This is a genomic window from Variovorax sp. Soil_C_12 (assembly GCF_057657375.1).
In genome coordinates, this window is record NZ_JBDGIO010000007.1 from 78,676 (window position 1) to 92,468 (window position 13,793).

The following is a 13,793-nucleotide window of genomic DNA, read 5'->3' on the forward strand; positions in this document are numbered from 1 at the left end:
ACAAGACACTTTTGATCACCGTAGCGGGCCGCAGCATCGGCAAAGCCATTGTGGCCAACCCCGCGATCACCCCGGATTTCGACTACTTCGTGGAGGCCTGACATGGCAGACAAGATCGTGCGCATTGGAGGCGCATCGGGCTTCTGGGGCGACAGCATGGTGGGCGCGCCGCAGCTGGTGGCCTCAGGGATGATCGACTACCTGGTCTTCGACTACCTCGCCGAGACCACGATGGCCGTCCTGGCCGCGTCGCGATCGAAAAAGCCGGAGATGGGCTACGCGACCGACTTCGTCGAGATCGCGATGCGGCAGGTCCTGCCGGACGTCATGAAGCGCGGCATCAAGGTCATCGCCAATGCGGGCGGCATCAACCCGCAGGGATGCGCCGATGCGCTGCAGGCGCTCGCGGCGTCCATGAACCTGAACCCGCGCATCGCGGTGGTCGAGGGCGACGACGTGAGCGGGCTGATGGGCAGCCTGCGCGAGGAGGGTGTGCGCGACATGTTCACGGGCGAGGCCCTGCCGGCGCAGGTGCTCAGCGCCAACGCGTACCTTGGTGCATTCCCAGTCGCCCGTGCGCTCGCCGCCGGGGCGGACATCGTGATCACGGGCCGGTGCGTGGACAGCGCGGTCACCTTGGGCGCGCTCATTCATGAATTCGGCTGGAAGCCCGAGGACCACGACAGGCTGGCCGGAGGCAGCCTCGCGGGGCACATCATCGAGTGCGGGTGCCAGGCGACGGGCGGCGTGTCGACGGACTGGCAACGGGTCAAGGACTGGGCGCACATCGGCTATCCCATCATCGACTGTTCGGACGATGGCAGCTTCGAATTGACCAAGGCGCCAGGCACCGGCGGGTTGATCGATCGCGCCTGCGTCATCGAGCAGATGCTCTACGAGATCGGCGATCCGGGGTCCTACCTCTTGCCTGACGTGAGCTGCGACTTTCGCGAGGTCCGAGTGCAGCAGCTCTGCGAAGATCGCGTTCGCGTCAGCGGCGCAACGGGACGTGCACCGACGGCCATGTACAAGGTGTCCGCCACGCAGATCGACGGGTATCGCTGCGCCGGGATGATGGTGATCGTCGGCATCGACGCGGCGGCGAAGGCGAGGCGAACAGGCGAAGCGATCGTCGAACGCACGCGCGGGATTCTGCTGCAATCCGGCATGCCCGACTATTCGAACGTCCAAATCGAGCTGTTCGGCTGCGAATCCCTCTACGGGGCCAACGCGCGCACACAGGCTTCACGCGAAGTGATGGTGCGCGTGGCCGTCGACCATCCCCAGAAAAAGGCGCTGGAGATTTTCGCCCGTGAGATCGCCCCTGCCGGCACCTCCTGGTCACCGGGAACGACCATGCCCTCAGGCGGGCGGCCCTCGCCGTCCCCGCTGATCAAGCCCTTCTCTTTCCTGCTCGACAAGGCCCGTGTGGCGGTACGCGTCCGCATGGGCGGAGAAACTTCCGTGCCCGACCTGTCCATGGGCAGCAGGGCCGCAACGCAAGCCTTGCAACTGGCGCCCCCGTCCGGGTGGACCGATCCGGATGGAGAGCCGTTGCTGGAAGTGCCTCTGGTACTGCTCGCCCAGGCGCGCAGCGGCGACAAGGGGAACATCTCGAACATCGGCGTCATCGCCCGCCAGCCGGAGTGGCTGCCTCTCCTGTGGGCGCGTCTCACGCCGGAAGCTGTAGGGACATACTTCGCCCACATGGTCCAAGGACGGGTGGAGCGCTTCCACCTGCCGGGCACCGATTCCTTGAACCTGCTGCTGTACGACGCCCTGGCGGGCGGTGGCCCGGCCTCCGCGCGATTCGACCCGCTCGGCAAGGGGAATGCGCAGATCCTGCTGGACATGCCCATCCGTGTACCGGCCACGCTCGCGGCGCGCTTGTGGAGCGATGCCGGCTCATCCCAGGAGAAATCATGAGCGACCCCGGACGAAGCGATCTCACCTTGCTCGACGCGCTGAAGCGACACCTGCATGACCGGTCCGACCGGACTGCATACCGCTGGGGCACGCGGACGTGGACCTTCGGCGAACTCGAACGGGATACGAACCGAATCGCCAACGCACTGGCCGCACAAGGCGTGCGCCTTGGAGACCGCATCGCCCTGCTCACGAAACATCATGTTCCGTGCATGCTGCTCACGCTGGGTGCGCTGAAAGTGGGCGCTGTTTGCATGCCAGTGAACTGGCGGCTCGCTCCCGCGGAAGCCGAGTACGTGATCGGCCACGGCCAGGCTCGGCTTCTGTTGGTCGACGAAAGCTTCGCCGCGACTTTTCTGCCCGGCGGCGCGGCCATGTTGCCGGCAGGCTGCGCAGTGCTTTGTACGGAAAGAGCACTGGATGGTGCAACGGGCTTCGAGGACTGGTATTCCTCGCGTGCCGACGATTTCCGGTCCGTGGAGGCGGACACCGACGATGCCGCGTTGCAGCTGTACTCGTCCGGCACGACGGGCCTACCCAAGGGCGTGGTGCTGACGCATCGCGGGCTGCTCTCGACGTCCCGGGTGGTGAGCAGCGAGTGGCACTTCGGCGCGCACGATGTGTTGGGAAATCCCCTGCCGACCTTCCACGTCGCAGGAATGACCATGTTGCTGCTGACTCTCTACACTGGCGGCATGACGTCGGCCTACTCGGAATTCGATCCGGCAGTTTTCATCGACAGCATCGGTACACAAGGGATCACGCATTCCTTCCTCGTGCCCGCCATGTTGCTCTTCATGCTGCAGTCGCCCGCGGCGACGCAAGGCGACTACCGCAAATTGAAGTTGATCGCCTACGGGGGCTCGCCTATTTCCGAGACACTCCTGCAGCAGGCCATGGACACCTTCAAGTGCGACTTCCTGCAGGTCTATGGCCTGACGGAAGTTTCCGGCCCCGCGACTTTCCTCTCGCAGGAAGATCATCGGCTCGCCTCGACAAAGCCTTCGCTCCTGCGCTCCGCCGGGAAACCCATCGGCAACTGCCGGATGCGCATCGTCGACCCGGTTTCCGGCAAGGACATGCCCGAGGGCCAGACCGGCGAGGTGTGGCACGAATCCGTGCGTAATCTCAAGGAATACTGGCGCGACCCGGAAGCGACCCGGCGCGCATTCCCCGAAGGCCGTAACGAGCGTGGGGGATGGTTACGCACCGGCGACGGCGGCTACGTCGAGGACGGCTACCTCTACATCAATGACCGGATCAAGGACATGGTGATCTCGGGCGGCGAGAACATCTATCCGGCAGAGCTCGAGAACCTCCTGATGAAGCATCCCGCCGTGTTCGACGGCGCCATCATCGGCGTGCCGGACGTGAAGTGGGGCGAGGCGGTCAAAGCCTGCGTCGTGCTCCGGCCCGGTATGCAGGCGACGCAGGGGGAGATCATCGACTGGATGCGTGAACGCCTGGCGCACTACAAGTGCCCGAAAAGCATCGACTTCGTCGACGCCCTGCCGCGCAATCCGAGCGGCAAGGTCCTGAAGCGGGTTTTGCGGGAGCCCTACTGGAAAGGGCAGCAGCGGGCGGTGGCCTGAGCGCGTACGCGCTCAGGCCGCCCCAGCCGCTAGCCTCGTTTCGCCGCGCCGTAGCGCAAGGCGCAATCCCAACCGATCTCCGCCAGCGGTTCGGCCTTGCGGCCCGTCTCGACGGCGTCGGTTGCCGCCGCGGTTCCGGCTGCGGCGCGCGCAGCGATGCCGTGCAGGATCGCAGCCATGCGAAACAGGTTGTAGGCCATGTAGAACTCCCAGTGCTCACCAGGCGAGCGGCCGGTGTCGGTTTCCCTTCAATCTGTCACTTCTGATCTTTCAATTGGCACTGATGATCCTTTCAATGTGTCATCAGTCGCGCCCCGGCGACTTTCGGATCCGTTCACACATCGGCTTCGTCGGGCTCCTGCTCTGCCGGAAGTTTGAAAATCCCTGCCGCGGCAGCCCGGTCGAGCAGCGCGAGGCTGATCGATTCCGTCTTCTCACGGATCGCCAACTCGGCCGCCTGAACCAGCAAGCTGGTGATCCTCCCGGTCAGGCCACCGCTGAACGCCATCAGCTTCTGGATCATCTCCTTCTCGCCGAACGGCGATGGCCGATGCAGCGGCAGGAGTCGGCCGAACCGACCACGAACTCGCGCAGCCCGGCACTCTGGCGCCATCTGGGCAGGGCCATCGCTTCAAAGCGCGACGCGATCTGAGGGTCCGCCTGCATCGCGTAAAGCGCCTCGCTCGTTCCCAGCGCAATGATCGGCATGCGCAACTCGTTGCTCAGGAACTTGAGCTGGTTCAGCGACTGGCGCTGTTCGCGCACGGTGCCAGCCAACAGATGGTGAACCTCGTCGACGATCATCAGTCGCGGCGGATGCCGATGCAGCAGGCGCAAGCCCAGGATCTTCAGGTCTGTGCCGCGGCGTGAGTACGGCGCTTGATGTCCTAGCCCTTGAATGATCTGTGCGTACAGCTTGTCGTCTTTGGGCCTGGACGGCATTTGCAGCCGAAGAACCTTCCTTGCTTCGACCTCGCCGTGTTCGTTGCAGATATCCGGATGGTCCCGGACGAACTTGTCGACGATCATCGTCTTGCCGATATCGCTGTCCCCATACAGCAGCATGCTGGGCATCCGCGAACACGGCGGGTGCCGCAGCAGATGCTCCATCCTCGCGAGCGCCTCGTCGCCTCGAGCGTAGGAAACCCACTTGGGCATGTACAAGCGGGTGATGCGATGCTCCTGCGCCTCGTCCAGGAAGGACCAGACCCCGTTGTGCAGATGCTCCAGGTCGTGCGCCACGTCAGTCGTCCCAGACCTCGGCCTTCGAGGGCTTCGCGGGTTGCGAGTAGTCCACCGGACCCTCTCTCGACTTTGCGTTGCCCGTCGTGGCCTGCATTGCGTCGCGGCGGCGCTGAACGTGGCGCCGTGCCGCCTTGGTCTTGGCGTTGGCTTGCTTGACCAGTTCACGTTGCTTGAGCACCGCCTCGAACATCCTGGCTTGGGCCGGCGCATTGTCGCCCTGCTCCCTCAGCTTGGCCATGGCAGCGCGCTGTTCCCACAGCGTAATGGGCGGCAGGGTCAGATCGGCATACGGGACTGGGATGTAGCTGGCGTCAGGGCCCGCCACATAGATCTTGGACAGGTTGCGCGGGTCATAGCGCACGAGTACCGACTCGCCGGGCCTGACGATCGCCGGCAGCACCGGGTCCCAGTAGCGGATGTTGAACAGATGCAGGCCGTCGCGACGCAAGGTGCGATGCTCAAAGGGCAAGAAGCTCAGGGCGAACTGCTCCGGCCGGTCAGGGAGCGCGCCAAGGCCAGCGCCGGCCTGGCGCAGCGCATCCTCCCACCCCGAGAGCGGGCTGCGGCGCATGCCCCGGTGAACGCGCTGGTGGTAGTGCTCGCAGATCTCGATGGCGAGCCAGCGCTCCAGCTCGGCCATGGTCAACGCGGACTCGGCTTCGGCGGGGTAGGCGCCCTTGTCTGCCGGGTTCGAGCCCGTGGTGCCGGGCAGCAAGTGGACCCGACCCATGATTGTGCCGATCAGGCGTTCGATATGGCCGCCGTAGTGCGGTGTGGCCACTGGCCGCAAGATCAGGGCGATGCCATGCTCATCGCATCCCCGACGCAAAGCTGTACTCGTGAAGTCGGCGCCGTTGTCCGCGTGGACCGCACGCGGCATCCCCCAGACGGGCCAGGCACAAGTCATCGCTCTCACTCGCAGCCACGGCTCTTTGGGTAGCACCCCTGGGCCAAGCACAGGGTCACCGAGGTCGAGGACGGCGCCTCCAGCGACACGTAGAAACCCGTTACGACCCGCGTGGCCACGTCGATGGCCAAGGTCAACCAGGGCCTCCCGATCGGCAGGCGGTGGGTCTCGTCGACAACGATCGCATCGACTCGGGTGTGGTCGATTTGCACAACCTCGAGCGCGCGGTCGACCCTGTAGTTCCCCGGCACCGGGTCGTACAGCGACAGATTGAAGGGAAACCGACACCCGCTGTGTACCTCGATCTCTTCGTTGTATCCCGCAGAGGCGCTGCGGCCAAACCGGCTATCGCCGACTTTGCAGCGGTGTTGAAACAGGCCGCGGCGCGATCAGATCAGGTCAGTGCAAATGGAGCGCAGCCACGTGCAAAGGTCGAGGTGAAGCGTCTCAAGCCAACGCTTGCGCGACGTAGCCGAGCCGCTGGCTGACCTGCGCCGCGCTCTCGCGCAGCGTCCTGGCGTTCGGCCCTTCGGGGCGCACATCAAAGCTGTCGGAAACGCCGATGGCGACGATGACCGCCGGTACATGGCCTGACGCATCGAAGATCGGCGCGGCCACCGCACTCACACCCTGCAACAGCGAGTTGCGCACCCAAGTGCATCGATGGGTGCGGTATCCATCGAGCATGGCGTCGACGGCGCGTCGGTCCGGAAACTGCCGCCGCTGCTCGTCGGTCGCGCTCGCCAGTTCCTGGACGATGAGCGAGTCGATCAGGTCGGACTTGTGAAAGGCGGCGAATGCGAGCCCCGTTGCGGACCAGAGTACCGGAACGATGGAGCCGACGCGCGCATTGATGACAATCGCTTGCACGGGCTCATCCCAGTGCACGATTACCGGCCCGTGATTGCTCATCACGGCCACGAAGCAGCTCACATTCAGCTTTTCGACCAGTTCGGCGGTTTCGGCGGCCGCCAGGCGCAATGCACCGGACTGGCGCTGCGCGGCGAGGCCCAGGAGGATGGCCTCGCTGCCCAGCACATAGCGCCCGCGGGCCAGGTCTTGCTCAACAAATCCTGCGCTGATGAGGCTTGACAAATAACGGTGCACCTTGGCGGGATGTTCCTGCACATGCGCGGCGAGCGCGCTGATGGTGGCACCGCCTCCAAGCTGACCCAGGGCCTTCAGCACCGTCATGCCGGTTTCGGCCGACTGGACCTTTTGCCCGCGCCTGCCTGCCACCTTGACGGCATCCCCTGCTGCGACCTCTGTCCCTGGCGCGGGCCCTGATTTCTTCGATTTCGTCATCGCGAGCGAGCTTACACGAGGGTCTCCGCGACTGCGGACAGCCCTTTTGGCATCGTCAGCATAGGGTTTCCACCGGGGTGCATCCAGGTTTTTACTGAACACAATCCGCCTCAAGCCACTTTCGTAACTGAGTTACGCTATTCATAAAATTGAGGTTTGATCGTTATGTTCCTGAAAAATGCCTGGTACATCGCCGCCTGGTCGCACGAGATCAGCCGCAACTTGACCCAACGCTGGATTGCAGGCGAGCCGGTCGTCTTGTTTCGCAAGGAAGCGGGCGAGGTCGCGGCACTCGAGGACCGATGCCCTCATCGCCGAGCGGCGCTTTCCATGGGCAAGCTGATCGGCGATACGGTGCAGTGCGGCTACCACGGCGTTCAGCTCGACTGCTCCGGTGCATGTGTGCGCATTCCCGGCCAGTCGACCATCCCGCCGTCCATGCGTACCCGTGCGTTCCCGGTTGTTGAGAAATGGCAATGGGTGTGGGTTTGGCTGGGCGACCCTGCGGCGGCCGACGAAGCGTTGATTCCGGATTTCCGTTGGAACGACGAGCCGGGCTGGGTCTCGACTGGCGGCACGATCGACGTCAAGGCGAACTACCAGCTTCTGACCGACAACCTGCTGGACCTGACGCATGAAACCTACGTCCACGCCCAGACGATCGGCAACAACGCCATCGTCGAATGGCCGATGACACATCGCACCGAGGGCAGCGAGGTGCATGTGCAGCGCATCATGCGAGACACGCCGCCGCCGCCGCTGTTTGCCAAGGTGCGCGGCACCGACGAGAACATTGATCGCTGGCAGACGATCCGCTTCCAGGTACCGGCCAATGTTTCCATTGACGCGCGCGGCTACCCGGCCGGAAGCGAAGACCTGGACAAGGCACTGCGCTGGTTCTCGATCAATTCGATCACGCCGGTGGACGACAAGAGCTGCCGTTACTACTGGACGATCACGCGGTGCTTCGCGCAGGACGACGAGGCGCTCACCGAGCTGATTCACAAGTCCATCTATGCGACCTTCATGGAGGACGTCGAGATACTCGAACAGCAGCAGCTGATGATCCAGACCGATCGCCCGGATCGCCAGGAGATCGGCGTGCGCGCAGACGCCGGTTCGATCGCCGCTCGCCGGGTCCTCGACCGCCTGATCCGCGCGGAAAGTTCTTCCCTTGCGACCCAGGCGCGGCAGCCGGCCAGGGCGCCGAGCGCATAGGCCGGCTCGACGCCAGAGGCCCAACCCCACGGTAACAAAGAAGGAGACATATGACACTCGCATCGTTGATCAAGGCCGGCGCTGCCGCTGCCGCCCTGCTCGCAAGCATCGCCGCCCCGGCGCAGGAGGTGCGCATCGGCCTTCTCACAACCCTCACAGGCCCGCTCGCGCCGCTGGGACAGCATGTGCGCGACGGCTTCAATCTCGCGGTCGACGAAGAAGGCGGCAAGCTAGGAGGGTTCGCGACGAAAGTGATCGTGGAGGACGACCAGTTGCGCCCCGACGTCGCAGTGCAGCTCGCCACCAAGCTGGCTGAGCGCGACAAGATCCAGATCCTCACAGGCGTGATCTTCTCCAATGTGGCGATGGCCGCGTTGAAGCCCTCGGTGGAGAACAAGGTGTTCTTCATCAGTCCCAACGCCGGGCCATCGCAACTCGCCGGCAAGCAATGCTCGCCCTGGTTCTACGCCACCGCCTGGCAGAACGACCAGCCGCACGAGGCCATGGGCGCGCATCTCCAAGCCACGGGCGTGAAGAAGGTCTACCTTGTCGCACCGAACTACAACGCCGGCAAGGACGCCCTGCGCGGCTTCAAGTCTGCATACAAGGGCGAAGTCGTCGGGGAGTCCTATCCCGGGATGAACCAGCTGGATTTCGCGGCCGAAATCTCCCAGATCCGGGCCGCCAAACCGGATGCCATTTACGTTTTCCTGTCTGGCGGCATGGGGGTGAATTTCACCAAGCAGTATGCGCAGGCCAGGCTGGTGGGTGAAATTCCGATGTACTCGGCCTTCACGATCGATGCGATCACGCTGCCAGCGGTGGGCGAGGCCGCGGTGGGTACTTTCCAGAGCAACCTGTGGAACGCCGACCTCAAGCTGCCAGCCAACCAAAAGTTCGTGGCCGCGTTCCAGAAGAAGTATGGCTACCTTCCGTCGAACTACGCTGCGCAATCTTATGACTCGGCCCGCCTCATTGGTGCGGCGCTGAAGCTATCGGGCGGTCAGCTGACCGACAAGAAGGCTTTTGCAGGTGCGCTTCGCGCTGCGAAGTTCGAGTCGGTGCGCGGCGCGTTTTCGTTCAACACCAACAACTTTCCGATCGGCGATTTCTATTTGCTGGAGACCGTGAAGCGCGCGGACGGCAACGTGGCACAAGTCACCCGCAAGACCATCCTCAGCAACGCCAAAGATAACTACTTTGGCGAATGCAAGATGGCAGCGCTCTGAGCGGCAACGCGGAAAGAACTGCCGTGGCCTTGACCCTCTTCCTCGAGCAACTGCTCAACGGCCTGCAGTTGGGGATGATGCTGTTCCTGATGGCCTCCGGCCTCACGCTGGTCGTGGGCATCATGAACTTCATCAATCTGGCGCACGGCACGCTTTACATGATCGGCGCCTTCCTGGCGGTGACTGTCCAGATGCTGACGGGCAACCACCTGCTGGCGGTCGGCGCGGGCATATTGGGCACGGCGTTGGTGGGCCTGGTGATCGAAGTGCTGATCGCCCAGCCGCTCTACAAGCGCGATCACCTCGACCAGGTGCTGTGCACTTTCGGGATCATCCTGTTCCTCAACGAACTGGCTCGCGTGATCTGGGGTTCGGCGCCGCTGCGCATGGATGTGCCAAAGATACTGGACGGCTCGGTCGACCTTGCGGGCATCGCGTACCCGACTTACCGGCTGACCATCATCGTGGTGAGTGCCATCGTCGCCATCGGTCTGCACCTGGTGATCACGCGCACGCGGCTCGGCATGCTGATCCGCGCCGGCGCGTCCGACCGCATGATGATCGTCGGACTGGGCGTCAACATCCAGTTCTTGTACGCGCTGGTCTTCGCAGCTGGCGCCGCGCTGGCGGCGCTGGCGGGCATCCTGGCCGCCCCGATCTACACCGTGCAGACCGGCATGGGCGACCACATCCTGATCCTCACGTTGGTCGTGATCGTGATTGGAGGGATCGGCTCCGTGCACGGCGCGTTGCTCGCTTCACTTCTGGTCGGCGTCATCGATACGGTGGGCCGCGTCACGCTTCCCGCCGGCTTCGGCAACATCCTGATCTACGTCCCCATGGCGATGATCCTTTTCTGGCGCCCCCGCGGGCTGTTCCCTGCCCATGGCTGACACACTCCTCTCCTCGGCGACCTCGGCGGCTCCAGCAGGCGACCCACGCCCGCGCAGATCAGGTCTCGTCGCAGTGCTAGTCTGCGTGGCCTTGCTCGCCGCGGTCCCCTTCATCGCGGCCATTGCGGGCGACACCTTCTACGTGCGCGTCGTCACGCGAATGATGATCTTCGCGATCATGGCGATCAGCTTGGACCTGGTACTCGGGTTCGGCGGCATGGTGTGCTTTGGCCATGCGATGTTCGTCGGTTCCGCCGCTTATGTCGTTGGCATCGCGGCCTCCCATGCTTCTTCCGGCGAACCGTTGATGATTGCCGGGTTCTCTCTTCCGGGCAGCACCAATGCCTTTGTGGTCTGGCCGCTCGCGATCGCGGTTTCGGCGCTGCTGGCCCTCGTGTTCGGCGCCATCGCACTTCGCACCAGCGGCCTGTACTTCATCATGATCACGCTCGCGTTCGCGCAGATGTTGTACTTCGTCGCCGCGTCAGCGCCTGCCTACGGCGGCATCGATGGCCTGACGCTTGAAACTGTTCCGATGCTGGGACCGATCGATACCGGCAACCGGCAACAGCTGTACTGGGTGGTGCTGGTTGCGCTGCTGGCGGTCTATTTGCTGTGCCGCCGCATCGTCGACTCGCGGTTTGGACTGGTCCTTCGCGCGAGCCGCTCCAATGCGACGCGCCTGTCGGCCGTCGGCTTCCCGCCGTATCGCTATCGCCTTGCGGCGTTCGTGATCGCCGGCGCCATCGCGGGCCTGGCTGGCGTGCTGCTCGCCAGCAGCCAGGCCTTCGTCAGCCCGGCGGACATGTCGTGGTCCCGCTCTGGCGAGCTGATCGTGATGGTGGTGCTGGGCGGAATGGCAACGCTGTACGGTCCAATCTTCGGCGCCTTCTTCTACCTGTTCGCCGAATTCGCCCTGGGCCACGTCACCGAACACTGGCAACTGGTTATGGGGCCGCTGGTGATCGTGATCGTGCTGTTCGGCAAGGGCGGCCTCGCCGGATTGCTGCCGGCGGGATGGCGTGGAGGAGTGCGATGAATCGCCCGCTGCTGCAGGTGCAAGGCCTGGTCAAGACTTTTGGCGGAATCAAGGCCACCGACGATCTCGACCTGGAGGTCCGGGAGGGTGAACTGCACGCGCTCATTGGCCCCAACGGCGCGGGAAAAACGACCTTCATTGCGCAGCTCTCCGGCATGCTCGAACCCACTCAGGGTCGCATCGTGTTTGACGGCGAAGATGTGACGCGACTCGACTGCGTTCAACGCGTGCGTCGGGGCATCGCGCGCTCGTTTCAGATCACCTCGCTGTGGCCGGCGCTGTCGCTGCTGGAAAACGTGATCATCGCGCTGCAAGCGCGCAATGAAGGCCATGCCTTCCGCTTCTGGGAGCGCGCGCGCGACGTTGCAACCTTGCGCGATCCTGCCATTGAACTGCTGGATCGCGTGGACCTCTCGCACAAGGCGAACCGGCTGGCCGAAACGCTGTCCCACGGGGAGCAGCGCCAGCTTGAACTGGCCGTGACGCTGGCCACCGGACCGCGTCTGCTGCTGCTGGACGAACCCATGGCTGGCATGGGGATCGACGACAGCCGGCGCATGGTGAACCTGTTGCGCGAGCTCCGTCGGCACTACACGATCCTGCTCGTCGAACACGACATGGATGCCGTGTTCGCCCTGGCCGACCGCATCAGCGTGCTGGTCTACGGCCATTGCGAAGCAACCGGAACACCGGATGACATCCGCGCGAATCCGCAGGTGCGTGCTGCCTACTTGGGCGAGGAGGCCTGATGCTTACGATCCGCAACCTGCACGCGTCGTATGGACTGAGCGAGGTGCTCTTCGGCGTCGATCTGGACATCGCCGAGGGCGAAGTGGTCGCACTGCTCGGACGCAATGGCATGGGCAAGACGACCACCGTCATGTCCACCCTCGGCCTGATGAAATCGCGTGGCGAGGTCAGCCTGCGCGGCAGGCGCATCGATGATCTGAAACCATTCAGGATCGCCCGTGCCGGCATCGGACTGGTGCCCGAAGGACGCCGCATTTTTCCCAACCTCACGGTCAAAGAGAACCTGCTCGCGACTGCAGGCAACCGGCGCGCAGCCGAGAACCCGTGGACGTTGAAGACGGTGGTCGAGTTGTTTCCCCGGTTGGGCGAGCGACTGGGCAACTATGGCAACCGGCTCTCCGGAGGCGAACAGCAGATGGTCGCCATCGCGCGCGCGCTCCTCACCAATCCACAGGTGCTGATCCTCGACGAAGCCACGGAGGGGCTGGCGCCCCTTATCCGGTTGGAAATCTGGCAGTGCCTGCGTCAGCTCAAGTCGATGGGCCAGTCGATTCTGGTCATCGATAAGAACCTCCGCAATCTGCTGGAAGTCGCCGACCGTCACTACGTGCTCGAAAAGGGGCGCGTCGTCTGGACCGGAAGTTCCGCCGAACTGACGGCCGATCTTGATGCGCAGCATCGATACCTGGGTGTCTGAAGCCATGGAAACCATAGACCTCGTCGTCGCGAGCGCATGCAACGAAACCGCACGGGTGCGCAGCTTCGTGTTCCGCCGTCCCGATGGGGGGCCGCTGCCCGTCTTCGAGGCCGGCGCGCATGTGGATGTGACCGTTGCCGGCAATGACGGCCAGCCGCTGCAGCGCTCGTACTCGCTGTGCTGTGAACCTGGCGCGCACGAGAACTGGCGACTCGGTGTGCTGCGCGAAGATTCCGGCCGTGGCGGCTCAATCGCGGTCCACCGCACCTGGCTACCCGGCACACGGGTGCGCTTCAGTGTGCCGAAGAACCAATTCCCGCTAGCCGCATCACCGCTCGCCGGCGGTGGGCATCATGTGCTCGTCGCAGGTGGCATTGGCATCACACCTCTGCTGGCGATGGCCCATGCCCTGCGCGCCACGGGCGAGGAATGGGCGCTGCACTACTGTGCACGCGCGCTGGACGACGCCGCCTTCGTCCCGGAACTCGCGCGTCTGGCCGGGGCGCGATTGCACCTGCATCTGGATGGCGGCGACCCGGGCCGGGGTCTGGACGTAGGCGGCCTCATCTCGGCCGCTCCGGCCGGCAGCCATGTCTATGTGTGCGGGCCGCGTGGACTCAACGAAGCGGTGATCGCTGCTGCGGCGACGGCCGGCTGGCCGCGCGACCGCGTGCATCATGAGTTCTTCAGTGCCGCCACGCCGGCCGCCGGCGATGGCGGATTCAAGGTGCGCCTCCAGGCGAGCGGGCGCTGCGTCGCAGTGGGCGCGAAAGAGTCCGTGCTAGATGCGCTCTTGCGCGAAGACGTTCAGCCTCTCTACGACTGCAAACGCGGCGAATGCGGCCTGTGTGCCACGACCGTCGTGAGTGGCGACATCGACCACCGGGACTACGTTCTGAGCGACGCCGACCGGACGACAGGCCGCCAGATGTGCATCTGCGTCTCTCGCGTGCGCAGCGGCGAGCTGGTGCTGGATCTCTGAAGCAAAGGAA

General features: G+C 64.3%; 13 protein-coding genes and 2 pseudogenes. 9 read left to right on the plus strand and 6 right to left on the minus strand.

The features are described 5' to 3' along the window. Nucleotides 1–102: 102 nt before the first annotated feature. Nucleotides 103–1,926: an acyclic terpene utilization AtuA family protein gene (locus tag AC3A6X_RS19670; RefSeq protein ID WP_487843773.1), complete on the plus strand. Its 1,824-nt coding sequence runs from the start codon at nucleotides 103–105 to the stop codon at nucleotides 1,924–1,926. Further along, nucleotides 1,923–3,518 carry a long-chain-fatty-acid--CoA ligase gene (locus AC3A6X_RS19675; protein WP_487843774.1) on the plus strand — a complete coding sequence of 532 codons (1,596 nt, stop codon included), beginning with the start codon at nucleotides 1,923–1,925 and terminating at the stop codon, nucleotides 3,516–3,518. Before AC3A6X_RS19670 ends, AC3A6X_RS19675 begins: the two co-directional genes overlap by 4 nt. Before the next feature lie 29 nt (nucleotides 3,519–3,547). Here AC3A6X_RS19675 and AC3A6X_RS19680 read toward each other — a convergent pair. From AC3A6X_RS19680 to AC3A6X_RS19705, 6 genes and pseudogenes are all read right to left on the minus strand, one after another. Next, nucleotides 3,548–3,754 (minus strand): annotated as a pseudogene (locus AC3A6X_RS19680) (phosphotransferase family protein); the annotation flags it as partial. A gap of 98 nt (nucleotides 3,755–3,852) precedes the next feature. Next, nucleotides 3,853–4,041, minus strand: coding sequence for a hypothetical protein (locus AC3A6X_RS19685; protein WP_487843775.1), 189 nt, complete (start codon nucleotides 4,039–4,041; stop codon nucleotides 3,853–3,855). After that, nucleotides 4,038–4,760 (minus strand): TniB family NTP-binding protein, encoded by a 723-nt coding sequence (locus AC3A6X_RS19690; RefSeq protein ID WP_487843776.1) that lies wholly within the window; start codon nucleotides 4,758–4,760, stop codon nucleotides 4,038–4,040. The genes AC3A6X_RS19685 and AC3A6X_RS19690 overlap by 4 nt, the downstream gene beginning before the upstream one ends. Before the next feature lies 1 nt (nucleotide 4,761). Further along, nucleotides 4,762–5,493: a Mu transposase C-terminal domain-containing protein gene (locus tag AC3A6X_RS19695; RefSeq protein ID WP_487844076.1), complete on the minus strand. Its 732-nt coding sequence runs from the start codon at nucleotides 5,491–5,493 to the stop codon at nucleotides 4,762–4,764. A gap of 33 nt (nucleotides 5,494–5,526) precedes the next feature. After that, a pseudogene (locus AC3A6X_RS19700) lies at nucleotides 5,527–5,921 on the minus strand (integrase catalytic domain-containing protein); the annotation flags it as partial. 196 nt (nucleotides 5,922–6,117) lie between these two features. Further along, nucleotides 6,118–6,864, minus strand: coding sequence for an IclR family transcriptional regulator (locus AC3A6X_RS19705; RefSeq protein ID WP_487843777.1), 747 nt, complete (start codon nucleotides 6,862–6,864; stop codon nucleotides 6,118–6,120). Between the two features lie 276 nt (nucleotides 6,865–7,140). Here AC3A6X_RS19705 and AC3A6X_RS19710 point away from each other — a divergent pair, with 276 nt between their 5' ends. The 7 genes from AC3A6X_RS19710 to AC3A6X_RS19740 all read left to right on the plus strand — a co-directional run bounded on the left by AC3A6X_RS19710 (nucleotide 7,141) and on the right by AC3A6X_RS19740 (nucleotide 13,783). Then, the gene (locus AC3A6X_RS19710) at nucleotides 7,141–8,193 is read left to right on the plus strand and encodes an aromatic ring-hydroxylating dioxygenase subunit alpha (RefSeq protein WP_487843778.1); all 1,053 of its coding nucleotides are present in this window, start codon (nucleotides 7,141–7,143) and stop codon (nucleotides 8,191–8,193) included. A 50-nt stretch (nucleotides 8,194–8,243) separates the two neighbouring features. Then, a complete protein-coding gene (locus tag AC3A6X_RS19715) occupies nucleotides 8,244–9,422 on the plus strand; it encodes an ABC transporter substrate-binding protein (RefSeq protein ID WP_487843779.1) in 1,179 nt (392 codons plus the stop codon). Nucleotides 9,423–9,445: 23 nt separating this feature from the next. Continuing rightward, on the plus strand, nucleotides 9,446–10,315 hold the full coding sequence (locus tag AC3A6X_RS19720) for a branched-chain amino acid ABC transporter permease (RefSeq protein ID WP_487843780.1): 870 nt from the start codon (nucleotides 9,446–9,448) through the stop codon (nucleotides 10,313–10,315). A gap of 85 nt (nucleotides 10,316–10,400) precedes the next feature. Then, nucleotides 10,401–11,354: a branched-chain amino acid ABC transporter permease gene (locus tag AC3A6X_RS19725; RefSeq protein ID WP_487843781.1), complete on the plus strand. Its 954-nt coding sequence runs from the start codon at nucleotides 10,401–10,403 to the stop codon at nucleotides 11,352–11,354. Further along, nucleotides 11,351–12,103, plus strand: a complete 753-nt coding sequence (locus AC3A6X_RS19730; protein ID WP_487843782.1) for an ABC transporter ATP-binding protein — start codon at nucleotides 11,351–11,353, stop codon at nucleotides 12,101–12,103. Before AC3A6X_RS19725 ends, AC3A6X_RS19730 begins: the two co-directional genes overlap by 4 nt. Further along, on the plus strand, nucleotides 12,103–12,801 hold the full coding sequence (locus AC3A6X_RS19735) for an ABC transporter ATP-binding protein (protein ID WP_487843783.1): 699 nt from the start codon (nucleotides 12,103–12,105) through the stop codon (nucleotides 12,799–12,801). The genes AC3A6X_RS19730 and AC3A6X_RS19735 overlap by 1 nt, the downstream gene beginning before the upstream one ends. Continuing rightward, nucleotides 12,773–13,783, plus strand: coding sequence for a PDR/VanB family oxidoreductase (locus AC3A6X_RS19740; protein WP_487844077.1), 1,011 nt, complete (start codon nucleotides 12,773–12,775; stop codon nucleotides 13,781–13,783). Before AC3A6X_RS19735 ends, AC3A6X_RS19740 begins: the two co-directional genes overlap by 29 nt. The last annotated feature ends 10 nt before the right edge of the window (nucleotides 13,784–13,793 follow it).

What these genes read in the sequence shown, in the direction of transcription:
- AC3A6X_RS19695 (WP_487844076.1), bottom strand. Translation starts at nt 5,493, where the DNA reads ATGGGTCGGGTCCACTTGCTGCCCGGCACCACGGGCTCGAACCCGGCA.
- AC3A6X_RS19685 (WP_487843775.1), bottom strand. Translation starts at nt 4,041, where the DNA reads ATGATCCAGAAGCTGATGGCGTTCAGCGGTGGCCTGACCGGGAGGATC.
- AC3A6X_RS19740 (WP_487844077.1), top strand. Translation starts at nt 12,773, where the DNA reads ATGCGCAGCATCGATACCTGGGTGTCTGAAGCCATGGAAACCATAGAC.
- AC3A6X_RS19675 (WP_487843774.1), top strand. Translation starts at nt 1,923, where the DNA reads ATGAGCGACCCCGGACGAAGCGATCTCACCTTGCTCGACGCGCTGAAG.
- AC3A6X_RS19715 (WP_487843779.1), top strand. Translation starts at nt 8,244, where the DNA reads ATGACACTCGCATCGTTGATCAAGGCCGGCGCTGCCGCTGCCGCCCTG.
- AC3A6X_RS19730 (WP_487843782.1), top strand. Translation starts at nt 11,351, where the DNA reads ATGAATCGCCCGCTGCTGCAGGTGCAAGGCCTGGTCAAGACTTTTGGC.
- AC3A6X_RS19710 (WP_487843778.1), top strand. Translation starts at nt 7,141, where the DNA reads ATGTTCCTGAAAAATGCCTGGTACATCGCCGCCTGGTCGCACGAGATC.
- AC3A6X_RS19705 (WP_487843777.1), bottom strand. Translation starts at nt 6,864, where the DNA reads ATGACGGTGCTGAAGGCCCTGGGTCAGCTTGGAGGCGGTGCCACCATC.
- AC3A6X_RS19670 (WP_487843773.1), top strand. Translation starts at nt 103, where the DNA reads ATGGCAGACAAGATCGTGCGCATTGGAGGCGCATCGGGCTTCTGGGGC.
- AC3A6X_RS19735 (WP_487843783.1), top strand. Translation starts at nt 12,103, where the DNA reads ATGCTTACGATCCGCAACCTGCACGCGTCGTATGGACTGAGCGAGGTG.